The sequence below is a fragment of the Neobacillus sp. OS1-32 genome, assembly GCF_030915425.1.
Taxonomy (GTDB): Bacteria; Bacillota; Bacilli; order Bacillales; family Cytobacillaceae; genus Neobacillus; species Neobacillus paridis.
Map to the genome: position 1 here is coordinate 78232 of NZ_CP133263.1, position 24036 is coordinate 102267.

Annotated in this window: 21 protein-coding genes and 1 other annotated feature; of the genes, 14 read left to right on the forward strand and 7 right to left on the reverse strand. The window is 40.5% G+C overall.

Going from position 1 to position 24036, the window contains the following annotated elements:
• Positions 1-135: 135 nt before the first annotated feature.
• From RCG24_RS00485 to RCG24_RS00495, 3 genes are read right to left on the reverse strand one after another with little or no spacing between them, the layout of a single operon-like run.
• Complete coding sequence (locus RCG24_RS00485) at positions 136-1308, reverse strand: acetoin utilization protein AcuC (protein ID WP_202653204.1); 1173 nt, start codon at positions 1306-1308, stop codon at positions 136-138.
• Positions 1305-1952 carry an acetoin utilization AcuB family protein gene (locus RCG24_RS00490; protein WP_202653205.1) on the reverse strand — a complete coding sequence of 216 codons (648 nt, stop codon included), beginning with the start codon at positions 1950-1952 and terminating at the stop codon, positions 1305-1307. The genes RCG24_RS00485 and RCG24_RS00490 overlap by 4 nt, the downstream gene beginning before the upstream one ends.
• 42 nt (positions 1953-1994) lie before the next feature.
• Entirely contained in the window at positions 1995-2627 is a 633-nt protein-coding gene (locus RCG24_RS00495) for a GNAT family N-acetyltransferase (RefSeq protein ID WP_202653206.1), read from the reverse strand.
• A gap of 206 nt (positions 2628-2833) precedes the next feature.
• On the opposite strand from RCG24_RS00495, the gene acsA reads away from it, so the two are divergent.
• A complete protein-coding gene (acsA, locus tag RCG24_RS00500; protein WP_202653207.1) occupies positions 2834-4555 on the forward strand; it encodes an acetate--CoA ligase in 1722 nt (573 codons plus the stop codon).
• Positions 4556-4731: 176 nt separating this feature from the next.
• Here acsA and tyrS read toward each other — a convergent pair whose 3' ends face one another.
• Positions 4732-5985 (reverse strand): tyrosine--tRNA ligase, encoded by a 1254-nt coding sequence (gene tyrS / locus RCG24_RS00505; RefSeq protein WP_202653208.1) that lies wholly within the window; start codon positions 5983-5985, stop codon positions 4732-4734.
• Between the two features lie 42 nt (positions 5986-6027).
• Positions 6028-6247: a binding site (T-box leader), on the reverse strand.
• Positions 6248-6394: 147 nt separating this feature from the next.
• Here tyrS and RCG24_RS00510 point away from each other — a divergent pair.
• Entirely contained in the window at positions 6395-9217 is a 2823-nt protein-coding gene (locus tag RCG24_RS00510) for a transglycosylase domain-containing protein (RefSeq protein WP_202653209.1), read from the forward strand.
• 129 nt (positions 9218-9346) lie between these two features.
• On the opposite strand, the gene rpsD is transcribed toward RCG24_RS00510, so the two are convergent.
• Positions 9347-9949, reverse strand: coding sequence for a 30S ribosomal protein S4 (rpsD, locus tag RCG24_RS00515; RefSeq protein ID WP_202653210.1), 603 nt, complete (start codon positions 9947-9949; stop codon positions 9347-9349).
• Positions 9950-10360: 411 nt separating this feature from the next.
• On the opposite strand from rpsD, the gene RCG24_RS00520 reads away from it, so the two are divergent.
• Positions 10361-11410 carry a GGDEF domain-containing protein gene (locus tag RCG24_RS00520; protein ID WP_308078032.1) on the forward strand — a complete coding sequence of 350 codons (1050 nt, stop codon included), beginning with the start codon at positions 10361-10363 and terminating at the stop codon, positions 11408-11410.
• Between the two features lie 43 nt (positions 11411-11453).
• Positions 11454-11789, forward strand: a complete 336-nt coding sequence (locus RCG24_RS00525; protein ID WP_308078033.1) for a GGDEF domain-containing protein — start codon at positions 11454-11456, stop codon at positions 11787-11789.
• A gap of 53 nt (positions 11790-11842) precedes the next feature.
• Here RCG24_RS00525 and RCG24_RS00530 read toward each other — a convergent pair whose 3' ends face one another.
• Positions 11843-12325 carry a GAF domain-containing protein gene (locus tag RCG24_RS00530; RefSeq protein ID WP_308078034.1) on the reverse strand — a complete coding sequence of 161 codons (483 nt, stop codon included), beginning with the start codon at positions 12323-12325 and terminating at the stop codon, positions 11843-11845.
• A 154-nt stretch (positions 12326-12479) separates the two neighbouring features.
• Between RCG24_RS00530 and refZ the strand changes: the two genes are divergently transcribed.
• The 7 genes from refZ to rarD all read left to right on the forward strand — a co-directional run bounded on the left by refZ (position 12480) and on the right by rarD (position 20626).
• Positions 12480-13112 (forward strand): forespore capture DNA-binding protein RefZ, encoded by a 633-nt coding sequence (refZ, locus tag RCG24_RS00535; protein ID WP_308078035.1) that lies wholly within the window; start codon positions 12480-12482, stop codon positions 13110-13112.
• Between the two features lie 163 nt (positions 13113-13275).
• A complete protein-coding gene (ezrA, locus tag RCG24_RS00540; protein ID WP_308078036.1) occupies positions 13276-14964 on the forward strand; it encodes a septation ring formation regulator EzrA in 1689 nt (562 codons plus the stop codon).
• 111 nt (positions 14965-15075) lie between these two features.
• Positions 15076-16218: a cysteine desulfurase family protein gene (locus RCG24_RS00545; protein ID WP_308078037.1), complete on the forward strand. Its 1143-nt coding sequence runs from the start codon at positions 15076-15078 to the stop codon at positions 16216-16218.
• A complete protein-coding gene (thiI, locus tag RCG24_RS00550; RefSeq protein ID WP_308078038.1) occupies positions 16219-17427 on the forward strand; it encodes a tRNA uracil 4-sulfurtransferase ThiI in 1209 nt (402 codons plus the stop codon).
• Positions 17428-17526: 99 nt separating this feature from the next.
• The gene (locus RCG24_RS00555) at positions 17527-17730 is read left to right on the forward strand and encodes an alpha/beta-type small acid-soluble spore protein (RefSeq protein ID WP_202653217.1); all 204 of its coding nucleotides are present in this window, start codon (positions 17527-17529) and stop codon (positions 17728-17730) included.
• Between the two features lie 142 nt (positions 17731-17872).
• A complete protein-coding gene (mbcS, locus tag RCG24_RS00560) occupies positions 17873-19456 on the forward strand; it encodes an acyl-CoA synthetase MbcS (protein ID WP_308078039.1) in 1584 nt (527 codons plus the stop codon).
• Positions 19457-19702: 246 nt separating this feature from the next.
• Positions 19703-20626, forward strand: coding sequence for an EamA family transporter RarD (gene rarD / locus RCG24_RS00565; RefSeq protein ID WP_202653219.1), 924 nt, complete (start codon positions 19703-19705; stop codon positions 20624-20626).
• A 52-nt stretch (positions 20627-20678) separates the two neighbouring features.
• Here the strand turns inward: rarD and RCG24_RS00570 are convergent, their stop codons facing one another.
• Positions 20679-21476: an NAD kinase gene (locus tag RCG24_RS00570; protein WP_202653220.1), complete on the reverse strand. Its 798-nt coding sequence runs from the start codon at positions 21474-21476 to the stop codon at positions 20679-20681.
• Positions 21477-21643: 167 nt separating this feature from the next.
• Between RCG24_RS00570 and sppA the strand changes: the two genes are divergently transcribed.
• The 3 genes from sppA to RCG24_RS00585 all read left to right on the forward strand — a co-directional run bounded on the left by sppA (position 21644) and on the right by RCG24_RS00585 (position 24030).
• A complete protein-coding gene (gene sppA, locus RCG24_RS00575; protein WP_202653221.1) occupies positions 21644-22654 on the forward strand; it encodes a signal peptide peptidase SppA in 1011 nt (336 codons plus the stop codon).
• A gap of 12 nt (positions 22655-22666) precedes the next feature.
• Positions 22667-23206 carry an RDD family protein gene (locus tag RCG24_RS00580; protein WP_202653222.1) on the forward strand — a complete coding sequence of 180 codons (540 nt, stop codon included), beginning with the start codon at positions 22667-22669 and terminating at the stop codon, positions 23204-23206.
• Between the two features lie 122 nt (positions 23207-23328).
• Complete coding sequence (locus RCG24_RS00585) at positions 23329-24030, forward strand: DUF2953 domain-containing protein (RefSeq protein WP_308078041.1); 702 nt, start codon at positions 23329-23331, stop codon at positions 24028-24030.
• Positions 24031-24036 lie beyond the last annotated feature (6 nt).

The following is a 24036-nucleotide window of genomic DNA, read 5'->3' on the forward strand; positions in this document are numbered from 1 at the left end:
AAGAATAAAGAAAACTCGCCGACTGGCGAGCCCTAAGGGCGGTTCATGAGGCGTAGTTGAACTTATGCCTAATAGGAAAGTTTTCACACTTTCCTATCGGCCAAAAAAGCCGGCCATCTTGGTCGGCTTTTGCCATTACACGGTTTCGCTTTTCCTTTGATTTCTAATCGGGTATAGCGCTTTTTCAAGCGTATTTAAATTCTTTTCCGTTATTTCGGATTTTCTAGGGATGGGAGGGTATAGATTTTCCGGGTCATCCCATTCTCTTGGCAATTCGAGTGGGGCTTTAGCCTGCCAGTAATCAACCCATTCAGCAGGCAGGGGACCCGAAAATTTCGAGTTTTCCGTCATTTCCAGCCAAATCAGTGCCCATGCTCTAGGCACCACACGCCAAATATCATAGCCGCCGCCGCCCACCGCAATCCATCGGCCGCCACAATATTGATGAGCAAGTTCATGGGCCAGCTTGGGGATTTCCCGATAGCTTCTCATTGTTGTTGATAAATGTGTTAATGGATCATAATAGTGAGCATCTGCCCCGTTTTGAGTTAAAATGACATCGGGTTTAAAAAATTCCGTTATCTCTCTAAATGCTTGTGTATAGACATGAAGCCATGATTCATCTTCAGTAAAGGCATCAACGGGGATGTTGAAGGAATAACCATAGCCTGCCCCTTGTCCTCTTTCATTGACATTGCCTGTACCCGGGAATAAATAACGGCCAGTTTCATGTATTGAGAGAGTACATACTCTTGGTTCATCATAAAACGACCATTGAACGCCATCACCGTGATGTGCATCCGTATCTACATAAAGAACGCGGGCATTATATTTTTCCAGCAAATATTTAATGGCTACGGAGCTGTCATTATAGACACAAAAACCCGATGCTTTGCCCCGAAAACCATGATGTAATCCACCGCCAAGGTGAAGGGCATGCAACGCCCGGCCTGACATGACTTCATCAACAGCAGTCAGTGTGCCGCCAACCAATAATGAACTGGCTTCATGCATGTTGGGAAAAATCGGAGTATCCTCTGTACCCAAGCCGTAGTTTTCGGCAATTTCGTTCGGGAGCTGGCCGTGGCCTGCTTTTTTCACTGCTTCAATAAAACCAGGATCATGAACAAGCTGTAATTCTTCTTCTGTGGCCATTCTCGGTGGAACCATACATTTTGGGTCCAATGCATTGATCTTTTGTAATAAATCCATTGTTAATTTAAGCCGGAATTGATTAAAAGGATGATGATTGTTAAATTTGTAATTTAGCAGTTCTTCGGAAAAGATAAATTTGCATGCATCTGTCATAGTGAAATCCCCGGAAGATTAGGCCATAAAACGTGATGGCCAGCTTTTCTGAGATCTTGAATGAGTCCAGTGGGATTCATTAATTGAACCCTAAAGACCAGTATTTTATATTGATCATCCTGTTTATCCGGGTAAACCAGTACGCTAAGAATATTGGCATGTCGTTTACAGATAATTCCGGCAATATCGGAGAGGACACCGGAGATATTGGGAACCCTTATCTCAATTTGCGATCCTGGCTGATGGGCACCTGTCAGTTCGACCATTGTTCTTAAGATATCCGTTTCCGTAATAATTCCAACCAGTTTATGGTCATTAATAATCGGAATCGCGCTAATTTTGTGTTCATAAAATACCGCTGCTATCTCTTCAACAAAGTCAAGCGGATGACCGGTAATGATGTTTCGTTCCATAATCAGTTCAAGTGGCTTTTTTAAATCATCCGGATTTTCAGTTGTCCGGAATGTTGAAGGAGTTACTTCTTTTAATCGGGAAATAGTAACTAGACCAACTAAATTATTTTCACCATTAATAATCGGGATATGGCGGATATTATTAGTTTCCATTGCCTGAATAGCATCCTCAATTGTATTCGTAGGATGCAGCGTAACAACATCTCGATTCATGATTTCTTCTACAATCATTGCGATCCCCTCAATTCTAAAATTCAGATAAAAACTGGGAGTTTAATACATAAGTCGATTCATAAAGCGTAATCTGTCAAACCTTTGAATGCTTTCAATATCAACCCGTTTTCCAATTCTCGCCATTAAGCAGTTAGCAGGATGGGAACAAATTTCCGGATCGTCTGTGGCATACCACTCTAACCCACCGGCATTCATCATTTTTTCCATAACCTTTCGATATTCCCATACATTTAATTTCGTTCCTTTTAAATCCCAATGCCAATAGTATTCTGTTGTAATGATAATATAATCTTCCATTGCGTCATCCATCATTGACACTTTTAAAAGGTTTTTGCCAACTGCACAGCCTCTAAATTCCGGGATTACTTCAATCGCACCCAATTCAATTAGATTTTCGATCTTTCCCTCTGACCAGCGTTCCATCGGGTCGGGATAGAGGAATGTAACATAGCCAACAATGGTATTTCGATGTCTTGCAATAATGATTCGGCCTTCTGGCAAATCAGCAATTCCGATTAGAGCCTTGTGCTGCTGTTCTGGGGGGCGAAAGGCAATTAAATCTTTATGAAAATCTAACGCTTTCAGCTGGACTGAGGAAATAGGACCCTCAATAATTAGCGTGCCATTAGGAGTCTTTAACTCCTTGGCATTGTAAGTTTTTTTATGTTCCATTAAGTCACCCCTAGAAATCAATAATATCACAAATATATTATACATAATTTTCATGACGGAAAAGTTACTTCACAAAAATTTTTGGAATCTTTATCTTAATTGTTACAAATTTCGGAAAAAATTTTAAAAAAATATTTTTTTAAAATTGTGAATTGTCGCCTTTGGTAATATAATAACATTATCAACTTTAAAAAGGGGGAGATTTTGTGAGAGTGGAAGCGTTACCAGTTGTACAGGGGGAATATAATTTACGCAATTATGAGGAAATGTATGAAAAATTCAACTGGAAAGAAACAGAAAAGGAATTTTCCTGGAGTGAGACAGGGCTTGTCAATATGGCTTATGAGGCCATCGACCGCCACGTTGAGACCTTCCGGAAAAACAAGATTGCTCTCTACTATCGTGACGGATCTAGAAATGAAAAGTATACTTTTAAAGAAATGAAAGAGCTTTCAAACAAAGCGGGAAATGTACTAAAGAAGTATGGTGATGTTGAGAAGGGCGACCGGGTATTTATTTTTATGCCGCGTTCACCAGAACTTTACTTTGTTGCGCTGGGGATTATTAAGCTTGGTGCCATTGTTGGTCCATTGTTCGAAGCTTTCATGGAGGGTGCGGTCAGGGACCGCCTGCAAGACAGTGGAGCAAAAGTTTTAGTCACAACTCCGGAGTTACTCGATCGAGTTCCTGTACAAGACTTGCCGGAATTGAAGCATATTTTCCTTGTTGGTCAAAATGTGAAGGAAGAGGGGATCTTTGTTGACTTTTTAGACAAATTTGCCGAGGCTTCTAAGGAACTTCAGATTGAATGGGTTGAGCGCAATGATGGTCTGATCCTTCACTATACTTCTGGTTCCACTGGAAAACCGAAAGGCGTGCTGCATGTACATAATGCGATGATTCAGCATTATCAAACAGCAAAATGGGTACTTGATTTAAAAGAAGAGGACGTATACTGGTGCACAGCTGACCCGGGCTGGGTAACCGGAACTTCTTACGGAATGTTCGGTCCATGGTTAACCGGAACCTCTAACGTCATTATTGGCGGCCGCTTCAGCCCGGATTCCTGGTATAAGATGATCGAAGACTTTGGTGTTACCGTTTGGTATAGTGCCCCAACCGCATTCAGAATGTTAATGGGAGCGGGGGATGAACTTGTTAAAAAATATGATTTAAGCAGCCTGCGTCACATTTTAAGTGTTGGCGAGCCGTTAAACCCTGAGGTTGTAAAATGGGGTGTAAAGGTATTTAATAAACGAATTCATGACAACTGGTGGATGACGGAGACTGGCGGGCAATTGATCAGCAACTACCCTTGTATGCCGATTAAACCGGGTTCAATGGGGAAACCGATTCCCGGGGTTGTTGCGGCAATTGTTGATGATCAAGGCAATGAGCTGCCGCCGTACCGGATGGGCAATTTGGCGATCAAAAAAGGCTGGCCGTCGATGATGTATACGATTTGGAATAACAAAGAGAAGTATGAATCATATTTCATGCCAAATGGCGACTGGTATGTTTCGGGGGATTCAGCCTATATGGACGAGGATGGATATTTCTGGTTCCAAGGCCGGGTCGACGATGTCATCATGACATCCGGTGAACGCGTCGGGCCATTTGAAGTTGAAAGCAAGCTGGTTGAGCATCCAGCGGTCGCTGAGGCTGGAGTAATCGGAAAGCCGGATCCCGTCCGTGGTGAGATTATTAAAGCTTTTGTTGCTCTTAGAGATGGTTATGAGCCTTCCGAAGAATTGAAAGAGGATATTCGTCAATTTGTTAAAAAAGGACTTGCTGCCCACGCAGCTCCAAGGGAAATAGACTTCCGTGACAAACTGCCAAAGACGCGCAGCGGTAAAATCATGAGACGTGTCCTAAAGGCATGGGAGTTGGATTTACCAACCGGTGACCTTTCAACAATGGAAGACTAAGATGAAACAAAGACAGCACATCACCGCTTGATGTGCTGTCTTTTTATAACGCACTATTTCATAAAGTTCTACCGATTTATTGGCGCATTTGAACGTTTTATTAGCGAATCTGGACCTTTTATTAGCGATTTAGTGCATTATATTAGCGAATTAAAAAATCGTAAAAGAATGAGCTATTAATATTTAATTAATGTATACTTCTTTTTCCCTCTTCTAATGATAATAAACTGTCCTTCAATCCGATCTGCTTCTTGGAGAACATAGGCGGTGTCGGTAATTTTTTCCCCATTCACAGAAACAGCCCCATTCGAGATGTCTTCACGTGCTTGACGTTTCGACGGAGAAATTTTGGCAGCCACTAACAGGTCAACTAAATTTTCCTCTCCGGCTGCTTCGTATGTTGGAACGTCCTTAAAACCCTGCTTGATTTCATTAGCCGATAAATTTTTTACATCGCCGCTGAAAAGCGCCTGAGAAATTTTAATTGCTTGCTGCAATGCGTCCTCGCCGTGAATCAAACGGGTCATTTCTTCCGCTAACGCCTTTTGCGCTTTGCGCAGATGTGGTTCTTCTTCGACGCTTTTGGCCAATTGTTCAATTTCGTCATGAGAAAGGAAGGTGAAATACTTCAAAAATTTCACCACGTCGGCATCAGCAGTGTTAATCCAGAATTGATAAAACTCATATGGTGTCGTTTTTTCCGGATCCAGCCAAATAGCGCCACCTTCAGATTTGCCAAACTTGGTGCCATCTGCCTTTGTCACAAGTGGGATCGTCATTCCATATGCTTTCGCTTCATCCGAATGCATTTTCCGGATGAGCTCTAAGCCGGTGGTAATATTTCCCCACTGGTCACTGCCGCCAATCTGCAATTTACAATGATAGTGATCATATAAATGATTGAAATCCATTGCTTGCAGGATTGTATAAGTAAATTCAGTAAAGGAAATTCCTGTTTCAAGGCGGTTGGCAATCGTATCTTTGGCCAGCAAGTAATTAACCCCAATATATTTTCCGATATCACGAAGGAAGGTAACAACACTCATGGATTTGGTCCAATCGTAGTTATTTACCATGATGGCGCCATTTTCTCCCTCAAAATCAAAAATAGCCTCGAGCTGTTTTTTAATTCCCGCAGCGTTTTTCTCCACCGCCTCTAATGTTTGCAGTTTTCGCTCTTCTTTTTTTCCGCTTGGGTCACCAATTAGGCCAGTTGCCCCGCCGACTAAAACGATTGGCCGGTGGCCATGCTCCTGAAATCTTCTTAATGTTAAAAATGGCACTAAATGACCGATATGAAGACTGTCAGCAGTCGGGTCTGTTCCGCAGTAAAGCGATATTTTTTCCCTATTTAACAGTTCTTTCAGGCCTTCTTCATCCGTTTGCTGATAAATAATTCCCCGCCATTGTAAATCTTCCAGTAAGTTCACCAATAACTACCTCCAGATAAAAAAATAAGTCCCTGCATAAAATGCAGGGACGAAAGAAATCGCGGTACCACCCAGCTTGAGGATCATAATCCTCCAACTCGAAAAAAATAACGGTTTTATCCGTCCTCCGCTACTTGAATTGTTTCACGGAGAAAGCTCGAGGATGTAATTCATTCTTCTATTTGTGACAGCTTGCACCGACCGCTGTCTCTCTTGATACAGGGATAGAAGAACTACGATTGTTTCCCTTCACAGCCTTTAATAAAAATAACTTATAGTCTTTTTTATCATAATCCTTTTTCATTGTCAAATTAGATAGGGAAATTTCAGAAAAATGATGAATCATGTCAATCTTCCGCTTATCGATATGATATAATTGAAGGTAATTTTAGATGAGGTGATGGAATTAATGAAGGAAAAATGGCAAAAATGGATCAACAAAATAAAGTCCATCTTTACCTTATTAACCCATGGAAAAACGGTAAAGGGCGCTCGGATTACCTATGCAGTCGTATGGAATTTATTCCTTCTAACGATGACAGTTGTCATTTTAGGGGGGGCGTTTGCAGCAGGTGTTGGTGCCGGTTACTTTGCATCACTCGTGAAGGATGAGCCTGTCCGTTCTTATGAGAGCATGAAAAAAGATATTTATAATTACACAGAAACATCGGAATTATATTTTGATCATAATGTCTATCTTGGAAAGCTAAGAACTGATCTTGAACGTGAGGAAGTTAGCCTTGATCAAGTGTCTGATTATTTGATAAAGGCCATCGTGGCCACTGAGGACGAATATTTTTATCAACATCACGGTGTTGTACCAAAGGCTGTTCTGCGTGCTCTGTTTCAAGAAGTTACAAACTCCTCAGTCCAATCAGGAGGTAGTACATTAACCCAGCAATTAATTAAAAACCAAATTCTGACGAACGAAGTTTCATTTCAAAGGAAAGCCAATGAGATTTTACTGGCACTCCGGCTAGAGAAATTTTTTAGTAAGAAGGAAATACTGGAGGCTTACCTGAATGTTTCTACCTTTGGAAGAAACTCTTCCGGTAAAAACATTGCCGGGGTTCAAGCAGCAGCGAAGGGGATTTTTGGGAAAAGGGCAAGTGAATTAACATTAGCACAGGCTGCCTTTATTGCCGGCTTGCCGCAAAGTCCGTTTGGCTATACTCCGTTTACAAATGAAGGAACTGTTAAAAAGCACCTGGAACCAGGTCTTTCCCGGATGAAAACAGTATTAAAGAGAATGTATGACGGCGGTTATATTAGTGAAAAGCAATATAAAGAAGCATCTGCCTATGACATTACAAAAGACTTTATCCCACGTGCTGCCAATCCGATTGAAAAATATCCTTGGCTGACCTTTGAAATTGAAAACCGGGCCAAAGAGGTTTTAATGACAGTGCTGGCACAAAAGGACGGTTATTCGGAAAAGGATTTAAAAAAGGATGATTCGCTTTACTATAAATATAAAACGTTAGCAGCCCATGATTTGCGACAGAATGGGTATAAAATTTATACGACTATTGATAAAAAAATTTACGATGCAATGCAAAAAGTAAAGGACCGATACCAATGGTATGGACCGAATAAACCGGATAAAATAAAAGACCCGGATACAGGGGAATGGAAAACAGTGATGGAGCCTGTCCAGGTTGGTGCCATGTTGATTGAAAATAAAACCGGAAAAATCATCAGTTTTGTTGGCGGAAGAAAGTATGATAGCGAGCACCAGTTGAACCATGCGACAAATGCCATCAGGCAAAACGGATCAACCATGAAACCGCTGCTTATATACGCTCCGGCAATTGAACTAGGGAAGGCCTCACCGGGGACTCCTCTTCCTGATGTCGCCTTAAGCCTTAATCCTGCAAGCAGCAGTCCATGGCCGCACAACTACGATTACCGCTACAGCGGTTTGGTTTCAGCCCGTTACGCACTGGCAAAATCCTACAATGTTCCGGCTGTGAAACTGTATAAGGAAATCGTCAACCAACGTCCAGCCAAGTATCTTGAAAAAATGGGTTTCACTTCGCTTACCAAAGCAGACTATACAAATCTTGCTGCCAGTATCGGTTCGTTGACGAACGGTGTTACGATTGAAGAAAATACAAACGCCTTTAGCACATTTGCCAATGGTGGACAATTTATTGATGCCTATCTGATTGACAAAATCGTTGATAAAAATGGCAAGGTAATTTACCAGCATAAAGCGAAGCCGGTGAAGGTTTTCACACCGCAAACGGCCTATCTTACTCTAGATATGATGCGGGACGTGATCAAAATGGGGACCGCGGCGGGGCTCAGGAGCAAGTTAATCTTTAATGCCGACTGGGCCGGGAAAACAGGAACTGGGAATCAGTATATCGACTCCTGGTTTGTCGCAACCAATCCTAATGTCACCTTTGGGCTTTGGAGGGGTTATGACAAGCCTAAATCACTCCAGACTTATGGGATGTCCTACAGCCAGCGAACGAATACTCTCTGGGCTCAATTAATGAATGCCGCTTATAAAATCAGACCCGATTTGGTTGCCCCAAAACAATCTTTTAAGATGCCGGGCGGAATTGTCAGACGTTCCTACTGTGCCGTTTCAGGGCTGCTTCCTTCTGCAGCCTGTGCAAAAGCTGGACTCGTTGAAAGTGATTATTTTAAAGTTAATAATGTTCCTACAAAAGTGGATGACAGTTTAATTGAAGGTCAATATGTCACAATTGGAGACAAGAAGTATTTAGCCTTGCCTTCCACACCAAAGGAGTTTGCCCAGGTTGGCTTAATTTTAAACCCTGATTTTATCCGGCGAATGGTCGGGCCTAATTTTCATAATTACAGTCAGCTCATTCCCCAACGGGATCGCTGGGGAAAGGTACTTGTCTCGACAGCCAGGTTGGCGGATAACGGAAAAAAACCCAATCCTGTTAGTTTAAAAGCAAGCGGAAATACATTAAGCTGGTCGCAAGCTTCTGACAAAGATGTCGTCGGCTATCGGATTTACCGCGGGGGGGCAAAAGTGGGCAGTATTGTAAATGGCTCGAAGCGATCATTTACCGCCGGAAACGGGGCCTATTATGTGACGGCAGTCGATATTGCAGGGAATGAATCGGCACCATCGAATCTAGTTGAAATTGGAACGGGCGAAAAGCCCAAAGATCAGCCGGTAACAGGTAAACCGGGAGAAAAGTCAACAGGAAACCCTAAAGACAAGCCGGCTGGAAAAGATAACCACTAAGAAATCAGTTTAATCGCTGAACAGTGAAAAGGTTGTAGCAAAAGCACACTTGATGTGTGCTTTTTTGCGTGCTGAAATAACAGAAAAAAATTCCCTAACCAAAATGGCAGGGAATTTCTTTTGCGAAAATTAACGAGAGTAGAACTCAACGATGAATGTTTCGTTGATTTCAGCTGGTAATTCAGAACGCTCTGGCAAGCGAGTGAAAGTACCTTCTAATTTGTCTGCATCAAAAGTTAAATAATCAGGTACAAAGTTAGTTGCTTCGATTGCTTCTTTAATCACTTCAAGATTACGTGATTTTTCACGGACGCTGATCGTTTGACCAGGAGTTACGCGGTATGATGGAATATCTACGCGAGAACCATCAACCAAAATGTGCCCGTGGTTAACTAATTGACGAGCTGCACGACGAGTGCGGGCAAGACCTAAACGGTAGACTAAGTTATCAAGGCGAGATTCAAGCAGGATCATGAAGTTTTCGCCGTGAACGCCGCTCATTTTACCTGCTTTTACAAATAGGTTATGGAATTGACGCTCATTTACTCCGTACATATGACGAAGCTTTTGCTTTTCTTGTAATTGCAATCCATATTCAGAAAGCTTTTTGCGTTGGTTTGGACCATGTTGTCCTGGAGCGTAGGGACGCTTTTCTAATTCTTTCCCAGTACCGCTGAGAGAAATACCAAGACGGCGGGATAATTTCCAGCTTGGGCCGGTATAACGAGCCATAAAATGACTCCTCCTTCGTGTTTTTATTTGGGTAAAATAAAAACCGTTAAGACACACTTTTAACAGTCATTTTGTTTTCATGCACCATCGCCCCAGCAGCAGAGGGTTACACGATGCACCATCGTAAGATCTCTGAAAATGGTCTAGCTTCCGCTTTTCTTACGAGGAACAAAATGAAACAATTAAAGTTGTTCTTATAGGCTGCAATATTTTACACAAATGCTATTATATAATTTTTATATGATGAAAGTCAATATCATTTTAGCTAAAACAGTATATTCATGGATTGAAAAAATAAAAATGAACTTTTTCGAGAAAATATTGCAAAAGGACTACGAAATTTCCTGATATCAGGTTATAATGTATATATTTGGAATTTTATGCTATATCTGAATATTAGGTGGAGATAAAATGAATTATCTTGAAAGAGATCTGCGAGCGCAAGCTGAAAAATATAAAAATCTATTCCTAATTAGTGAAAAGCTGCATTCATGTATGGATCTGGAGACCTTATTAGAGGAACTATTTGTTATTTTGCAGAAGAATTATTCTGATTATTCTTATTGCCTGTTTCTTTCATTTGATACCCATAACCGTGAAAATTATCCGATCAAGGAATTGGAATACGATAGTGAAAATGTTGCCGCCGCGAAAGCCTATGCCTTAGGGGAAGTTCAATTTGAACAATCAATCACAGATAGAAACGCGATTATTTATGCACCTTTAAAGGGGATTCAAGGAGTTTATGGGGTATTGCAAATGATTGCCCGCGATTCAGTTGATTTTCCAGAATCAGAAATTGAATTTATAACCCTACTGGCTGGCAGTGTCGGACATGCCATTGAAAATGCAAAGCTGTACCAGCAGTCGGAACAGCTGGTATGCAATTTAAAGCTGTTAAATGAAGCTACCAAACAGTTTAATTCCAATCTTAAGCTTGAGGAGGCAATGAGCAATATTTCTCAACAAATTCAGTCCGCTTTTCAGGCAGAAGAGGTCGGCTTTTTTGTGCTGACGGATGACCAGTTGAAAGTGAAATTGCTGCCTGGTTCAACTTCATATTTTTATTCAAAGCCGGGACAAGTCTATATCCAATATTTTAAGGAGAAAATTCTGCAAGAAAAAGATTCTCTTTACTTTGCTGATTTTAGGAGCGAAATGGAGGATGGAGAAGAATTTCACTCCATTATGGCTGTTCCTGTGTACCAAGGTCAGAGCTTAAAGGGCTTTGCCATTGTCATGCATCATAAGCCATATTTCTTTACATTTGACACATATAAATTATTGCAGACATTAATTCAACATTCATCGTTGGCCATAATGAATCATAAGCTGCGGGAGGAATTGAATAAATTAGTCATCACGGATTATTTGACAAAGCTGCATTCGCGCAAATATTTAAATGAAAAGATTCTCCATTCGATGAACAAGGATAAGCAGGGTACGTTCATCTCTGATTGATATTGATAATTTCAAAAAAATCAATGATACCTACGGACATCAAGTGGGCGATGAGATTCTCGTTCAAGTGGCTAATGTAATTAAAGCGAATATTCGCGAAAAAGATATCGGAGCACGCTGGGGCGGCGAAGAGTTAGCCATCTATCTGCCAATGGTTTCATTGGATGATGGGACAGCGATTGCGAAAAGATTAATTAAGAAGGTGGAGGAAAATTCAAACCCTAGAGTCACGGTCTCATGCGGTGTTTCGTATTGGTATAAAGATTTGGCTCATTCCTATCAATCCTTGTTTAAACAGGCGGATGAAGCGTTATATGTGGCGAAAACAACCGGGAAGAACAGAGTAGTTGCTCAAACAGATCATCATGAGGCAAGATAGCAATGGTATCAGGCACTTTTTTGGTGCCTGACACCGCTTGAAACAGCCTTTTCTTAAATGAATTTAATTAATACTGAAACAAATTCCTCAAGCTTTTCTTGATCAAGTTCATCGAAGCGGTTCAATTCTGGTGAATCGATGTCTAAAACACCAATTAACTGTTCCCCTTTTAAAAGCGGTATGACGATTTCCGATTGAGAGGCGGAATCACAGGCAATGTGACCGGGGAATTGGCTGACATCAGCGATTCGGACCGTTTCTTTTTTTAATGCGGCGGTACCGCATACCCCTTTGCCGACAGGGATTCGGACGCAGGCGGGCAGACCTTGAAACGGCCCTAAGACAAGCTCGTTATTTGTATCCATTAAATAAAAACCAACCCAGTTAATCCGGTCAAGAAATTGATTTAATAAGGCCGCTGCATTGCTTAAGTTGGCTATTTGATTTTTTTCATCATGGATTAATGCATGTAATTGCTTTTTAACCATTTGATAATTTTCTTCACGGCTTCCCGTGTATTTTTCGACGTTAAACATGTTATTTCACCTATTTCTGTTACGTATTATTCATTATTTTAGCAGAAATCGAAGAATTTGAGCAGACTTTGTCGACATTTTTGAGAAGGAAACAACGGTGACAACAAGAATCCTTATAATAAGGGGATTTATGATGTTTCAAGGGGGGGAATCAATGAAGAAAAATGCTAAGGATGAGATTATCAGAGCGGCAATTATATTGTTTAATTCAAAAGGGTATTCAGGAACGTCAATAAGGGATATTGCCAAGCTGGCAAAAGTTAATACAGCGACCATTGCCTACTATTTTGATAACAAAGCGGGGCTGTTGGAATATTGTATTACCCACTTTTTTGAGCAATATATTCGAATCATGGATGAGGTGTTTCCTTCAATTGATAAGGGCGCCAGAACATGCCTAAAGCAAATGGTTACAGAATTATTGCAATTTCAATTTGATAACATTCAGCTGGCCAGCTTTGTTTATCGGGAAATGTCAGTGAATACGCAAGTTTCCCGCGAAGTCATGGCTACATACTCTTTGAAAGAGAAATATTATTTTCAACAGATATTTGAAAGAGGATTTGAATGGAACGAGTTTCGGCCGCATTCCATTCCGTATTTAATCATTCAGCTCAAGGCCTTATTAATGATGCCATTTACCAACGCCATTTATCTGCGGGAAGTATTATATATTTTTCCAAATGAAAATTTCTTTGTGCAAAAATATTTGAAAGATATCCATTTATGGATTGATCGAACCTTATGTACCGACCTTCCGCTTAAAAAAGGTGCGATAGTAAAATAGCGATAACCGCTATTTTTTTTTTACAAAAAAATTGAAAATAATAGTCAAAAATTGTCGTTTACATGGTATCATAAAGGCATCGAATAAACATGAAAGAATTTTTTTAAGATAAATTGTACGTGCTAAAATGGAATCATTGTTGTTTGGAATAGGAGGCTTACAAGTGATTTATATCATTGGACCGTTCATCCTCTTACTTGCATTATTTGTATCAGGATATTTCATAAAGAAAAAATACTTTAAAGAAATGGACCGTTTAGAGGCTTGGAAGATTGATCTGTTTAACCGTCCGGTAACAGAAGAAATGTCAAAAGTAAAACAGCTGAATATGACGGGACAGACAGAGGAGCTTTTTGAGCGTTGGCGGAATCAGTGGGATGAAGTGATTACTGTAAAGCTTCCAAGTTTTGAGGAGATGCTGTTTGATGCGGAAGAATACATAGATCATTACCGTTTCAAGAAAGCTAAAGAATTGCAGCAGCAGCTTGCAGAACAACTGCAGGAGGCTGAAAACCAAATAAATAATATTTTAGCTGAGCTCAATGAACTGGTTGGCAGTGAAGAAAAAAACCGGCAAGAAATTGAACAATTAAAGGAACAATATCGGGAAACAAAGAAGATGTTGCTGGCGCATCGTCATAATTTTGGCAAAGCCGAAAAACAGCTGGAAGCCGGACTTGATGAGATTTCCCAAAAGTTCCATGATTTTGATGAAAAAACAGAACATGGTGACTATTTGGAAGCGCGCGAAGTGGTTCTCTCGATTCATAGTAAGCTTGACATGATAAAGAATAACATGGATTTAATCCCACAATTGCTGATTGAAAATCAATCACTGCTTCCCAATCAACTAACGGAGGTTCTAGACGGCTATCGGGAGATGACGGAAGCTGACTATTACTTGGAACATATTAACGTGGAAACTGAAACAAATCGTTTACAAGAGAAGCTGGCCGAAAATATCTCCTTCATTGAAAACATAGAAATGGAAAAAGCTGCAGAGGGTACAAAAGAGGTAAAAGAGCGCATTGATATTCTGTTAGATCTGTTGGAAAAAGAGGTTTATGCCAAGCACTCGCTGTTAAAAAATAAGGAGATTACCAGTGATCTGTTGGCCTCAGCCGAAGCGGAAAATAAAAATCTTGCGGGTGAAATCCTCCAAGTGCAAGCAAGTTACCAAGTACCGGAAAAAGATTTGGAAATTCAAACGAATTTGGAAAAGGAACTCGCTGCGGTTTATAAACGCTATGAGATTCTATTAGAGAAATTAAAGCAAAATGAAACGGCTCAATCTGTCATGAGTGATGAGCTAAGTGAAATTAAGGAACAATTAGATTTGCTTGTTGAAGAACAGCAAACTTTCTCGCAAAAATTACAGGCACTTCGCAAGGATGAGTTTGCCGCTAGAGAACAAGTAAAAGAGCTAACGAAGAAAGTGGCAGAAACGGTTCGGCTTGTACAGAAAAGCAATGTTCCCGGATTGCCGGAAGATTATAAATACCTTTTTGAGGATGCCAATGAAAGTATTCGCAATGTCAAAGTACAGCTGGAAGAAAAACCGCTAAATGTTTCCGTGCTTAATCAATATTTGGAGATGGCGGTGTTAACGGTCGAAAAACTGGTGAATTCGACGATCGAGTTAATTGAAAATGTGATGCTTGCCGAACAAGGAATTCAATATGGAAATCGCTATCGAAGTCAATATCCATCTGTTGCCAAAGGCTTAGCCGAAGCTGAAAATGCTTTTAGACGTTATGATTATCAAGAAGCACTAGAGCAGGTTGCTGCCTCCCTTGAAGCAGTTGACCCGGAGGCGTTGAAAAAAATTAAAGCTGCAATAGAGTCAGCATAACCAAAGAAACCGGTTTTAACCAAATATTGGTTAGCCGGTTTCTTTACTTCTTTTTTTAAAACCTGGTATTTTTATGATAAAATTTTAGCGGCAGAAGAAAGGTGAAAAATTATGATCTACTTTGATAACAGTGCGACAACCAAACCCTATAAAGAAGTGCTTGATTCATTTCTTAAAGTTTCAAGTGACTATTTCGCAAATCCATCGTCATTGCATCGTTTTGGCGGGCAAGCTGAAAAGCTTCTTTCCCAAGCAAGAGAACAGGTTGCCCAGCTCCTGCAGGTTAAAACAAATGAAATATATTTTACCTCTGGTGGGACTGAAAGCAATAATTTGGCGGTTAAAGGTGCTGCTTTGAGAAACAAAAATAAAGGTAAGCATTTAATTACATCAAGTGTGGAGCATCCCTCTGTCCGACTGGCCATGGAACAGCTGGAACAGGTCGGATTTGACATCACTTATGTACCGGTTGACCGGAACGGAAGGGTATCGGCTGCTGACATCGAAAAGGCGATTCGAAAAGATACCACTTTCATTTCGATCATGCTTGTAAATAATGAGGTCGGAACGATTCAGCCAATCAAAGAAATAGGTGAAATGCTAAAGAGGTACCCAACTATTCTTTTTCATGTTGATGCTGTCCAGGGGATTGGAAAGGTTCCCCTCACTCTTCATGAAGACAGGATTGATTTATGCTCTATCTCCGGTCATAAATTTCATGGACTAAAGGGGACAGGTGTCCTTTATGTTCGTGATGGAGTAAGAATTACGCCATTATTTTCTGGTGGCAGCCAAGAGCGAGCCTTGAGGAGTGGAACGGAAAATGTAGCAGGGGCCGTTGCTTTGGCGAAAGCACTCAGAATGACTTTTGACAGGAGTACAGCGGGGATTGAGAATATGAGAAATATTCAAAACATGCTACGGCAGGAATTAAGCAAAAATGAACGTATTCAAATAAATACACCGTCCGAAAATGCTGCTCCGCATATTCTGAATTTCTCGCTGAATGGGATTAAATCAGAGGTATTTATTCATGCCCTTGAGGAGAAGGAGATCTTCGTCTCAACAACAAGTGCCTGCTCTTCTAAAAAGAAATCAGCCAGTACCACACTTACCGCAATGGGAGTCCCAAAGGCAACTGCTGAAAGTGCCGTTAGGATCAGCCTGTCTTATGATAATACCACCGAGGAAGCGTTGAAAGTCATTGAAGCGATTGAGAACTCATTAAAACAATTAGAAAGGGTAATGAAATAAATGAATTATGACCGTATATTAATTCGTTATGGGGAAATATCTACTAAGGGTAGGAATCGAAATAAATTTATCGATAAGCTAAGAAAAAGCGTGCGCATCGCGTTGACGAACTTTCCTAACATTAAAATAGAAGCCAGCCGTGATCGGATGTATATTGTCCTAAACGGCGAAAATTCCCAAGCGGTTATTGAAAAGTTAAAACCTATTTTTGGGATTCAATCCTTCAGTCCAGCTATCAAAGTGGCCAAAGAAATTGAAACATTAAAAATAAAATCACTTGAATTGGTAAAATCTCAATACAGTGAAGGAAACACCTTTAAAGTAACGGCAAAAAGATCTGATAAGACGTTTGAATTAACGACAGATGAAATTAATCATTTGATAGGCGGGCATCTGCTGCAGAACATCCCCGGCTTAAAAGTAAATGTTAAAAATCCTGATATTAATCTAAGGATTGAGGTGCGAAAAGAGGCTATTTATTTATCATCTGAAACCATTCCAGGTGCTGGCGGGCTTCCAGCCGGGTCAGGGGGAAAAGCAATGTTAATGCTGTCCGGCGGAATTGACAGCCCAGTAGCAGGTTATTTATCAATGAGACGCGGACTGGATATTGAGGCAGTTCATTTTTTCAGCCCGCCATTCACCAGTGAGCGGGCTAAGGAAAAGGTAATTGATCTGTCAAAAAGACTAGCGGAAATTGCCGGTGGTTCGATAACACTCCATATTGTGCCATTTACTAAAGTGCAGCAAGTGATCCGTGAGCAGGTCCCGGAAAATTATACGATGACCTCTACCAGAAGAATGATGCTGCGAATTACCGATGAAATTAGAAGGAAACAGGAAGGGCTCGCGATCATAACCGGGGAAAACCTTGGCCAGGTTGCCAGCCAAACATTGGAAAGCATGTATGCCATTAATGAAGTAACCAATACGCCCATTTTACGTCCATTGATTTCGATGGATAAGAACGATATTATAAAAATGGCTGACATGATTAATACCTTGGAAATTTCAAACAGACCTTATGAAGATTGCTGCACCATCTTTGTCCCAGCATCACCGAAAACGAAACCTAAAAGAGAAAAAGTCATTCAATATGAAAGTTATTTTAACTTTGAACCATTGATTCAAGAGGCCGTGGAAAAGGTGGAAACCATCACCATTAAGCCTGAACGGGAACAGCGTCGGGAATTTGAAGAATTATTCTAATTGTATATTTTGATATTTTTGTGAACAATTACCAAGTAAAAACAAGAATTTTGCCATGTGGTTTTACACATTCTATACTCACAAGGAGGTGAAAATCACATGGCAAACAACAACAACTCCAATCAATTACTAGTAGCAGGCGCTGAGCAAGCCCTTGAACAAATGAAAGTGGAAATTGCTCAAGAATTTGGTGTAAACCTAGGTGCTGAGACAACTTCACGAGCTAACGGTTCTGTTGGTGGTGAAATCACTAAGCGTCTCGTTTCTATGGCACAGCAGCATTTAAGCGGATTTTCACGCTAAACCTAAATAAATATAATGGCTACAGAGAGTAGAGGATTCCTCTACTCTCTTTTTGCATGGAGAAATTTTTAACTGAATAATAATTTAAAATCTTAAAATAATTTTGTATAATCATACTATAACCTATCTTGGGAGGGATACGATGAAAAGAGAAGATCTAATTGCCCCTGAACAGTATAATCTTGTGACAGAGGTAGAACGCTTTGCAAACGATCCGAAGAAAATTGCTTTAAAGTGGGAAAACGAATCAGGGGAGAAGAAGCAGGTTACATATGAACAATTATTGAAACAAGTAAACCGGGCCGGAAATGTTTTTAAGGCCAGTGGTTTAGACAAAGGCGATGTGGTCCTGGTGATTGTACCTCGGCTGATTGAAGCCTATGTTGTTTATTTAGCCGCCTTAAAGGCCGGTATGGTGGTGATTCCCAGCTCTGAAATGTTAAGAGAAAAAGATTTGCAATATCGCATTTCTCATGGCGATGTTAAAGCGGTTGTCAGCTATTATCCCTATGTTGACCAATTTAGCAATATTACTTCAGCGCAGCCCCTTGTTAAATTCACCGTAGGTGCAAAAGCCAAAGGCTGGATTCATTTAGATGCAGAAATGGAGGAAGCAAGTGAGGAATTTGCAACAGTAGCCACGTTAAGAGACGATATGGCCTTTTTATCTTATACCTCCGGAACAACCGGAAATCCTAAAGGTGTTGTTCATACCCACGGCTGGGCCTTTGCTCACTTAAAGACAGCAGCATCCAATTGGCTCTGCATCGAAGAAGGGGATACTGTTTGGGCAACCGCAAGCCCGGGTTGGCAAAAATGGATTTGGAGCCCTTTCCTCTCGGTTCTCGGCTCTGGTGCAACAGGATTAGTCTATAATGGCAAATTTGAACCCAATAAATACTTAAGCCTGCTGCAAAAATATGATGTAAATGTTCTTTGTTGTACACCAACGGAGTACCGGTTAATGGCAAAAGTGGATAATTTGGCTGAATATCAATTGCCAAACCTTCACAGCGCTGTATCTGCTGGTGAACCATTAAATCGCGAGGTCATTGATACTTTCCGGAAACATTTTGGTGTTGATGTTCGTGATGGTTATGGTCAAACGGAAAACACCTTACTCGTCGGAGTAACAAAAGGAATGGAATTAAAGCCGGGTTCAATGGGAAAACCGACTCCGGGCAATCGTGTCGAAATTATTAATGATGAGGGGGAAGTATGCGCTGTTGGAGAAGTTGGCGATATTGCCGTGCACATTGAAACCCCTGCCTTATTTAAAAATTATTACAAGGATCCGGAAAGAACCGCGATGCAATTCCGTGGAGATTATTATATAACCGGAGATAAAGCAAAAATGGATGAGGATGGCTATTTCTGGTTTGAAGGCCGCGGTGATGATATTATCATCAGTTCAGGCTATACCATTGGTCCTTTTGAAGTCGAGGACGCCCTTGTCAAGCACCCATTTGTAAAAGAATGTGCTGTGGTCGCCAGCCCTGATGAAATCCGCGGCTTTGTGGTAAAAGCTTTTGTCGTTCTAAAAGAGGATGTCGATGCAGATTCTCCGGATTTAACGGCAACACTGCAGGAGCATGTTAAAGCGTTGACTGCACCGTATAAATATCCAAGAAAGATCGAGTATGTGTCGGAACTGCCAAAAACAACCTCCGGTAAAATCCGCAGAATTGAACTGCGCCAAAAGGAATTGGAAACAGCAAAAAAATAAATGACTTATATGTCTAATTAGCGGATAACCGCTGGTTCCTTGCCTATTTGCATTGTGCACTTGCGGAAATATATAAACTGTCCCTAGCAGGAATTTTACTTATGAATCCCATTAGTGAATGAAGCAGGCGAATTTCTCTCGTCTGCTTTTATATTGCAAAAAGGAGAACAAAAAATTCCCCTATTTTAGTTGTTTCATTGTATAATTAAAATTATTTCGATTTTAGAAAGAATAGGGGCTTGGGAAATGACAAAAAAAAGCGAAGCACAGCTAGGCGCCATTCATGCTGGTTTTTCCTATCTTCTTTGGGGGTTATTACCGATCTATTGGAAGTTTTTGGGTGGCATAAATGCTATAGAAATCCTTGCCAATCGGATTTTTTGGTCGTTTATTTTTATGTTGCTTGTTGTGTTATTAACAAAAAAATCGGGACTGTTTCTTTTAACCATCAGGGGATTTGCCAAAAAGAAAAAGCAATTGTTCGCCTTGATTTTGGCCTCAATACTGATAACCATTAATTGGTTCATTTATATTTGGGCGGTGAATAGCGGTCATATTGTTGAAACAAGCTTAGGTTATTACATCAATCCGCTGGTCAGCATCTTATTGGGGATGGTCGTTCTTAAAGAAAAATTATCACCGGCCCAATATTTATCTTTTTTTCTGGCAGCAATTGGTGTCATCATTACGACCGTTGCTCATGGTAAATTCCCATGGATTGCGATTGGTCTGGCCATCTCCTTCGGCTTGTATGGTTTGGCGAAAAAATTGATTAATGTTGATTCGTCTGTTGGGTTAACATTGGAAACGTTAGTGATTACACCGGCGGCGGCAGCTTATCTGCTTTATCTGTTTATAAATGGAACAAATGCCTTTTTATCAGTTGATATCCGTACAGTATTATTATTAATCGGATCTGGAGCAGCGACAGCCGTACCCCTGCTTTATTTTGCGAAAGGGGCGCAAAAAATCCCGTTGTCTTTACTCGGCTTTTTACAATATATTGCTCCGACTTTGACGCTACTTCTCGGAATTTTCGTCTACCATGAACATTTTTCAACAGTACAATTGGTATCATTTTTGTTTATTTGGACGGCATTAATACTTTACTCTCTTTCCAAAACAAGGTTATTTGCCGGAAAACGCTTAAACGAAAAGCAAGCATTGTAAAAAAAGGTGTCAGCTCCAGCAAATTTTTGCTGGTGGTCTGACACCTTTTGAATCATAGAAACGTCCGCTTTACTTTTTCCCAGAAGGAATTATCTTTTAATTTTAATGTTTTTAACTTTTTATTGCTTAATTGGATTTCGATATGATCCACTTCGCGAATACTTAGCGCTTCATTATCCATTCCCATTACAGGATGGTCATTCTCTGTTTTAACTTTTAGTGTAAGTTTTCGATCATTGCTTAAAATAAACGAAGAGCCAAGGGTCCGGTAATTGTTGTTATTAATCGAAGCTATCTCGCTTATTTGCATACAAGGTATAAGCGGGTCAACAATCGCCCCTTTTACCGATTTATTATAGGCTGTGCTTCCTGTCGGGGTTGCGACAATTAAGCCGTCGCCGCGGAATGTTTCAAAATGAAGCTGATCGATAAAGACATCAATTACCAGGGTTTTTATGATGGATGAAACGATACTAAATTCGTTAATGCAATTAAACGCGCCCTGGCCATTGACGGAGACCTCTATCAGAGGGTAACGGCGTACCTCCAGCTGCTCATTCCTCATCGCTTCAATCAATTTCGAGGTATCATCAATGCGAAAATCACAATACATATTTAAATTATTTTTAGTTGAAATCCCCATATACAAACAATCATCACGAAATCCTGTTTTTCGAACAGCTTGAAGAAATGCCCCATCATCGCCAATGCTGGCAATAATATTTGCCTGGCGAAAATCGTTGACAATCGTAAACCCATATCGTTCCGTAGCTTCAAAGAGTGGCGCTGCATTTCGAAGGATTTCTTCATTGCGCTTGTAATAATAATATACATTACGTCTTTCTGGCATACATGATCCCCTCCTGGAAAAATGGTGAGAAAAAGAACAAGTTTTCTCCATTTTACCATGTATCTTTGATAAAATAAGGTTTGTCCTGCATTAGTTTAGCATTTTTTTTGAAACAATATGAGAATGGATATTTCATTTTTAGCGGAAAGAGAAAGAGAGGAATATGGATGAGTGGAAAACGTTGGGCTGCACTAGGGATTGCTGCCGCATTATTCTTTGTTTCAATTGTTGTAAATTTTCTATCTGCGTTTGCTTTTAAGGGAATCAAAACAGATTTCACTGATTTTATGACTTCAGCTGAGCAGCCGTTTACAGAGGAAGTGGTGGATAACGGGAGCGAGCTTAAGAAAATAGTCGTTCTTGATGTCGATGGCGTTATTCAGGACACCGGTGATTCCGGATCGCTGTTACAAGGCGGAGGATATAATCATCAAACGTTTATGAAGCAGTTAAACTATCTTAAGGATGACGATTCGGTAAAAGGGGTCATCATTAGGGTAAACTCTCCAGGAGGCGGTGTGATGGAGAGTGCTGAAATTCATGATAAATTGGTTGAAATCCAAAAGAAATCTAAAAAGCCGGTCTATATTTCGATGGGGGCAACGGCAGCATCAGGGGGATATTATATTTCAACGGCGGCGAAAAAGATTTATGCCAGTCCGGAAACGTTGACAGGAAGCCTCGGAGTCATTATGGAAGGAATTAACTATAAGGGATTAGCCGATAAGTATGGTGTTGATTTTGTGACCATTAAAAGCGGGAAATATAAAGATATTATGAGTCCGACGCGGAAAATGACGGAAGCAGAACGAAAAATTTTACAAACGATGATTGATCACTCTTACCAAGGCTTTATCAAAGTCATTTCCGAAGGCCGTCATATGAGTGTTGACAAAGTTAAACAAATTGCCGATGGCCGGGTGTATGATGGCCGGCAGGCAAAGGAATTAAATCTAATTGATGGTTTTGGATACTTGGATGATGTGATTAAACAAATGAAAAAGAATGAAAAGCTTAAGGGTGCAAAGGTTGTCCGATATACGGAGCCGCTTGGTCTCGGTTCGCTGTTTTCTTTCGAGGCTAAAAGATGGGCCGGTAATAACGCTGAAATGGCCGGCTTAATGAAGGTTCTTTCAAAACCCAATTCACCACGGCTAATGTATCTTTATGCGGAATAGGGGAGATAGCGGATGGATACGAATGAAAAATTTTATGAAACAGAAAAAAATATTTCCGAAGGTTTTAAGGACCAAAGTTTGAATCGCACTCAAGCTGCTGATGGGGAAGTACCCGCGGAAAGTCACACCCAGCAGCTGCCAGTTCGCTATGCTGGTTTTTGGATGCGGTTCTGGGCCTATCTGCTTGACTTAATTGTAATCGGAAGCATTGTTCGTTTGTTGATTAACCCGCTTTTTCGCCTGCTTGATATTTCCTTGGCCGAATATAATATGTTTGCTCCGATCTCCATTGCGTCAGCCGTGATCTTTTATTTATATTTCGTGTTGATGACGAAGTTTTTTCAGCAAACACTGGGGAAAATGGTGTTTGGGTTGAAGGTAATTGATTTGAAACATGAAAAATTATCATGGGGAACGATTATTTTTCGTGAATGGATCGGCCGGTTTATTTCCGTCACCGTTCTCATTGGCTACCTCATCGTTGCCTTTCTTCCCAAAAAGCAAGGGCTGCATGATATTTTTACCGATACGACTGTTATTCATTCAGACTAATCGACAGACACCAAGCTTGATAAGTCTGAAGGGAAAAAGACTTTGGGGTATTTAAGCCTGTCAACAAAAGTTGGCAGGTTTATTTTTTTACGGTTGAGGAAATAATAGCAGGCTGAAAGGTTGTGGAGAACTTGCTATGGCTTTATATTTCTTTATCCGTTTTGCTGGGATTATTGCTGCTTATTGTATTTACCAAATTAACGATCATCATCAATTATCAGCACCATAATGATGACGATGATTTAAAAGTGGAGTTCAAGATTTGGTTCGGGTTGATTCAATATAAAATCAATGTTCCGTTAATCAAAATTGATGATGACTCTCCCAGCGTGATTGTCAAACATCATTCTCATTTAGGAGAAGAGCCAGGTGGAAAAGTAGATCATAAGGTGAACCAAATCACGAAAGATAAGGCAGTAAAAAATATTGAGAAGGCCAGAGATTTTTTGCAAAAGGTTGTAAGAATGCAAGTCATCGTCAGGAAGTTCTTTCAAAAGATTAGTGTTAAAAAATTCGAGTGGTCATCATATATCGGAGTTGGCGATGCTGCTTATACGGCGATTGCAGCAGGGGCATTATGGACCCTTAAAGGGAGTATTGTAGGTTTCTTAAGTCGCTTTTTTAAGCTGACAGTCATGCCGCAACTAGCGATAACGCCCCAGTTTCAAGCTGCGGTGATTCAAACGCATCTGCTATGTATTTTTCAGTTTCGAATCGGGCATGCTATTTTAGCAGGATTAAAGTTGATTAAATACTGGAGAGGCGAAAAAAATCGCTTCACAAGCAAATCAACTTTTTCAAATGATAAAACAAAGTTCGTTTGAAGAAGG

Excerpts from the sequence above, each read along its gene's own strand:
- refZ (WP_308078035.1), top strand. The coding sequence starts at position 12,480 with ATGAAGAAAAATGCTAAGGATGAGATTATCAGAGCGGCAATTATATTG.
- RCG24_RS00510 (WP_202653209.1), top strand. The coding sequence starts at position 6,395 with ATGAAGGAAAAATGGCAAAAATGGATCAACAAAATAAAGTCCATCTTT.
- RCG24_RS00520 (WP_308078032.1), top strand. The coding sequence starts at position 10,361 with ATGAATTATCTTGAAAGAGATCTGCGAGCGCAAGCTGAAAAATATAAA.
- RCG24_RS00485 (WP_202653204.1), bottom strand. The coding sequence starts at position 1,308 with ATGACAGATGCATGCAAATTTATCTTTTCCGAAGAACTGCTAAATTAC.
- mbcS (WP_308078039.1), top strand. The coding sequence starts at position 17,873 with ATGAAAAGAGAAGATCTAATTGCCCCTGAACAGTATAATCTTGTGACA.
- rarD (WP_202653219.1), top strand. The coding sequence starts at position 19,703 with ATGACAAAAAAAAGCGAAGCACAGCTAGGCGCCATTCATGCTGGTTTT.
- RCG24_RS00580 (WP_202653222.1), top strand. The coding sequence starts at position 22,667 with ATGGATACGAATGAAAAATTTTATGAAACAGAAAAAAATATTTCCGAA.
- rpsD (WP_202653210.1), bottom strand. The coding sequence starts at position 9,949 with ATGGCTCGTTATACCGGCCCAAGCTGGAAATTATCCCGCCGTCTTGGT.
- thiI (WP_308078038.1), top strand. The coding sequence starts at position 16,219 with ATGAATTATGACCGTATATTAATTCGTTATGGGGAAATATCTACTAAG.
- RCG24_RS00570 (WP_202653220.1), bottom strand. The coding sequence starts at position 21,476 with ATGCCAGAAAGACGTAATGTATATTATTATTACAAGCGCAATGAAGAA.
- RCG24_RS00495 (WP_202653206.1), bottom strand. The coding sequence starts at position 2,627 with ATGGAACATAAAAAAACTTACAATGCCAAGGAGTTAAAGACTCCTAAT.
- sppA (WP_202653221.1), top strand. The coding sequence starts at position 21,644 with ATGAGTGGAAAACGTTGGGCTGCACTAGGGATTGCTGCCGCATTATTC.
- RCG24_RS00545 (WP_308078037.1), top strand. The coding sequence starts at position 15,076 with ATGATCTACTTTGATAACAGTGCGACAACCAAACCCTATAAAGAAGTG.
- RCG24_RS00490 (WP_202653205.1), bottom strand. The coding sequence starts at position 1,952 with ATGATTGTAGAAGAAATCATGAATCGAGATGTTGTTACGCTGCATCCT.
- RCG24_RS00555 (WP_202653217.1), top strand. The coding sequence starts at position 17,527 with ATGGCAAACAACAACAACTCCAATCAATTACTAGTAGCAGGCGCTGAG.
- RCG24_RS00530 (WP_308078034.1), bottom strand. The coding sequence starts at position 12,325 with ATGTTTAACGTCGAAAAATACACGGGAAGCCGTGAAGAAAATTATCAA.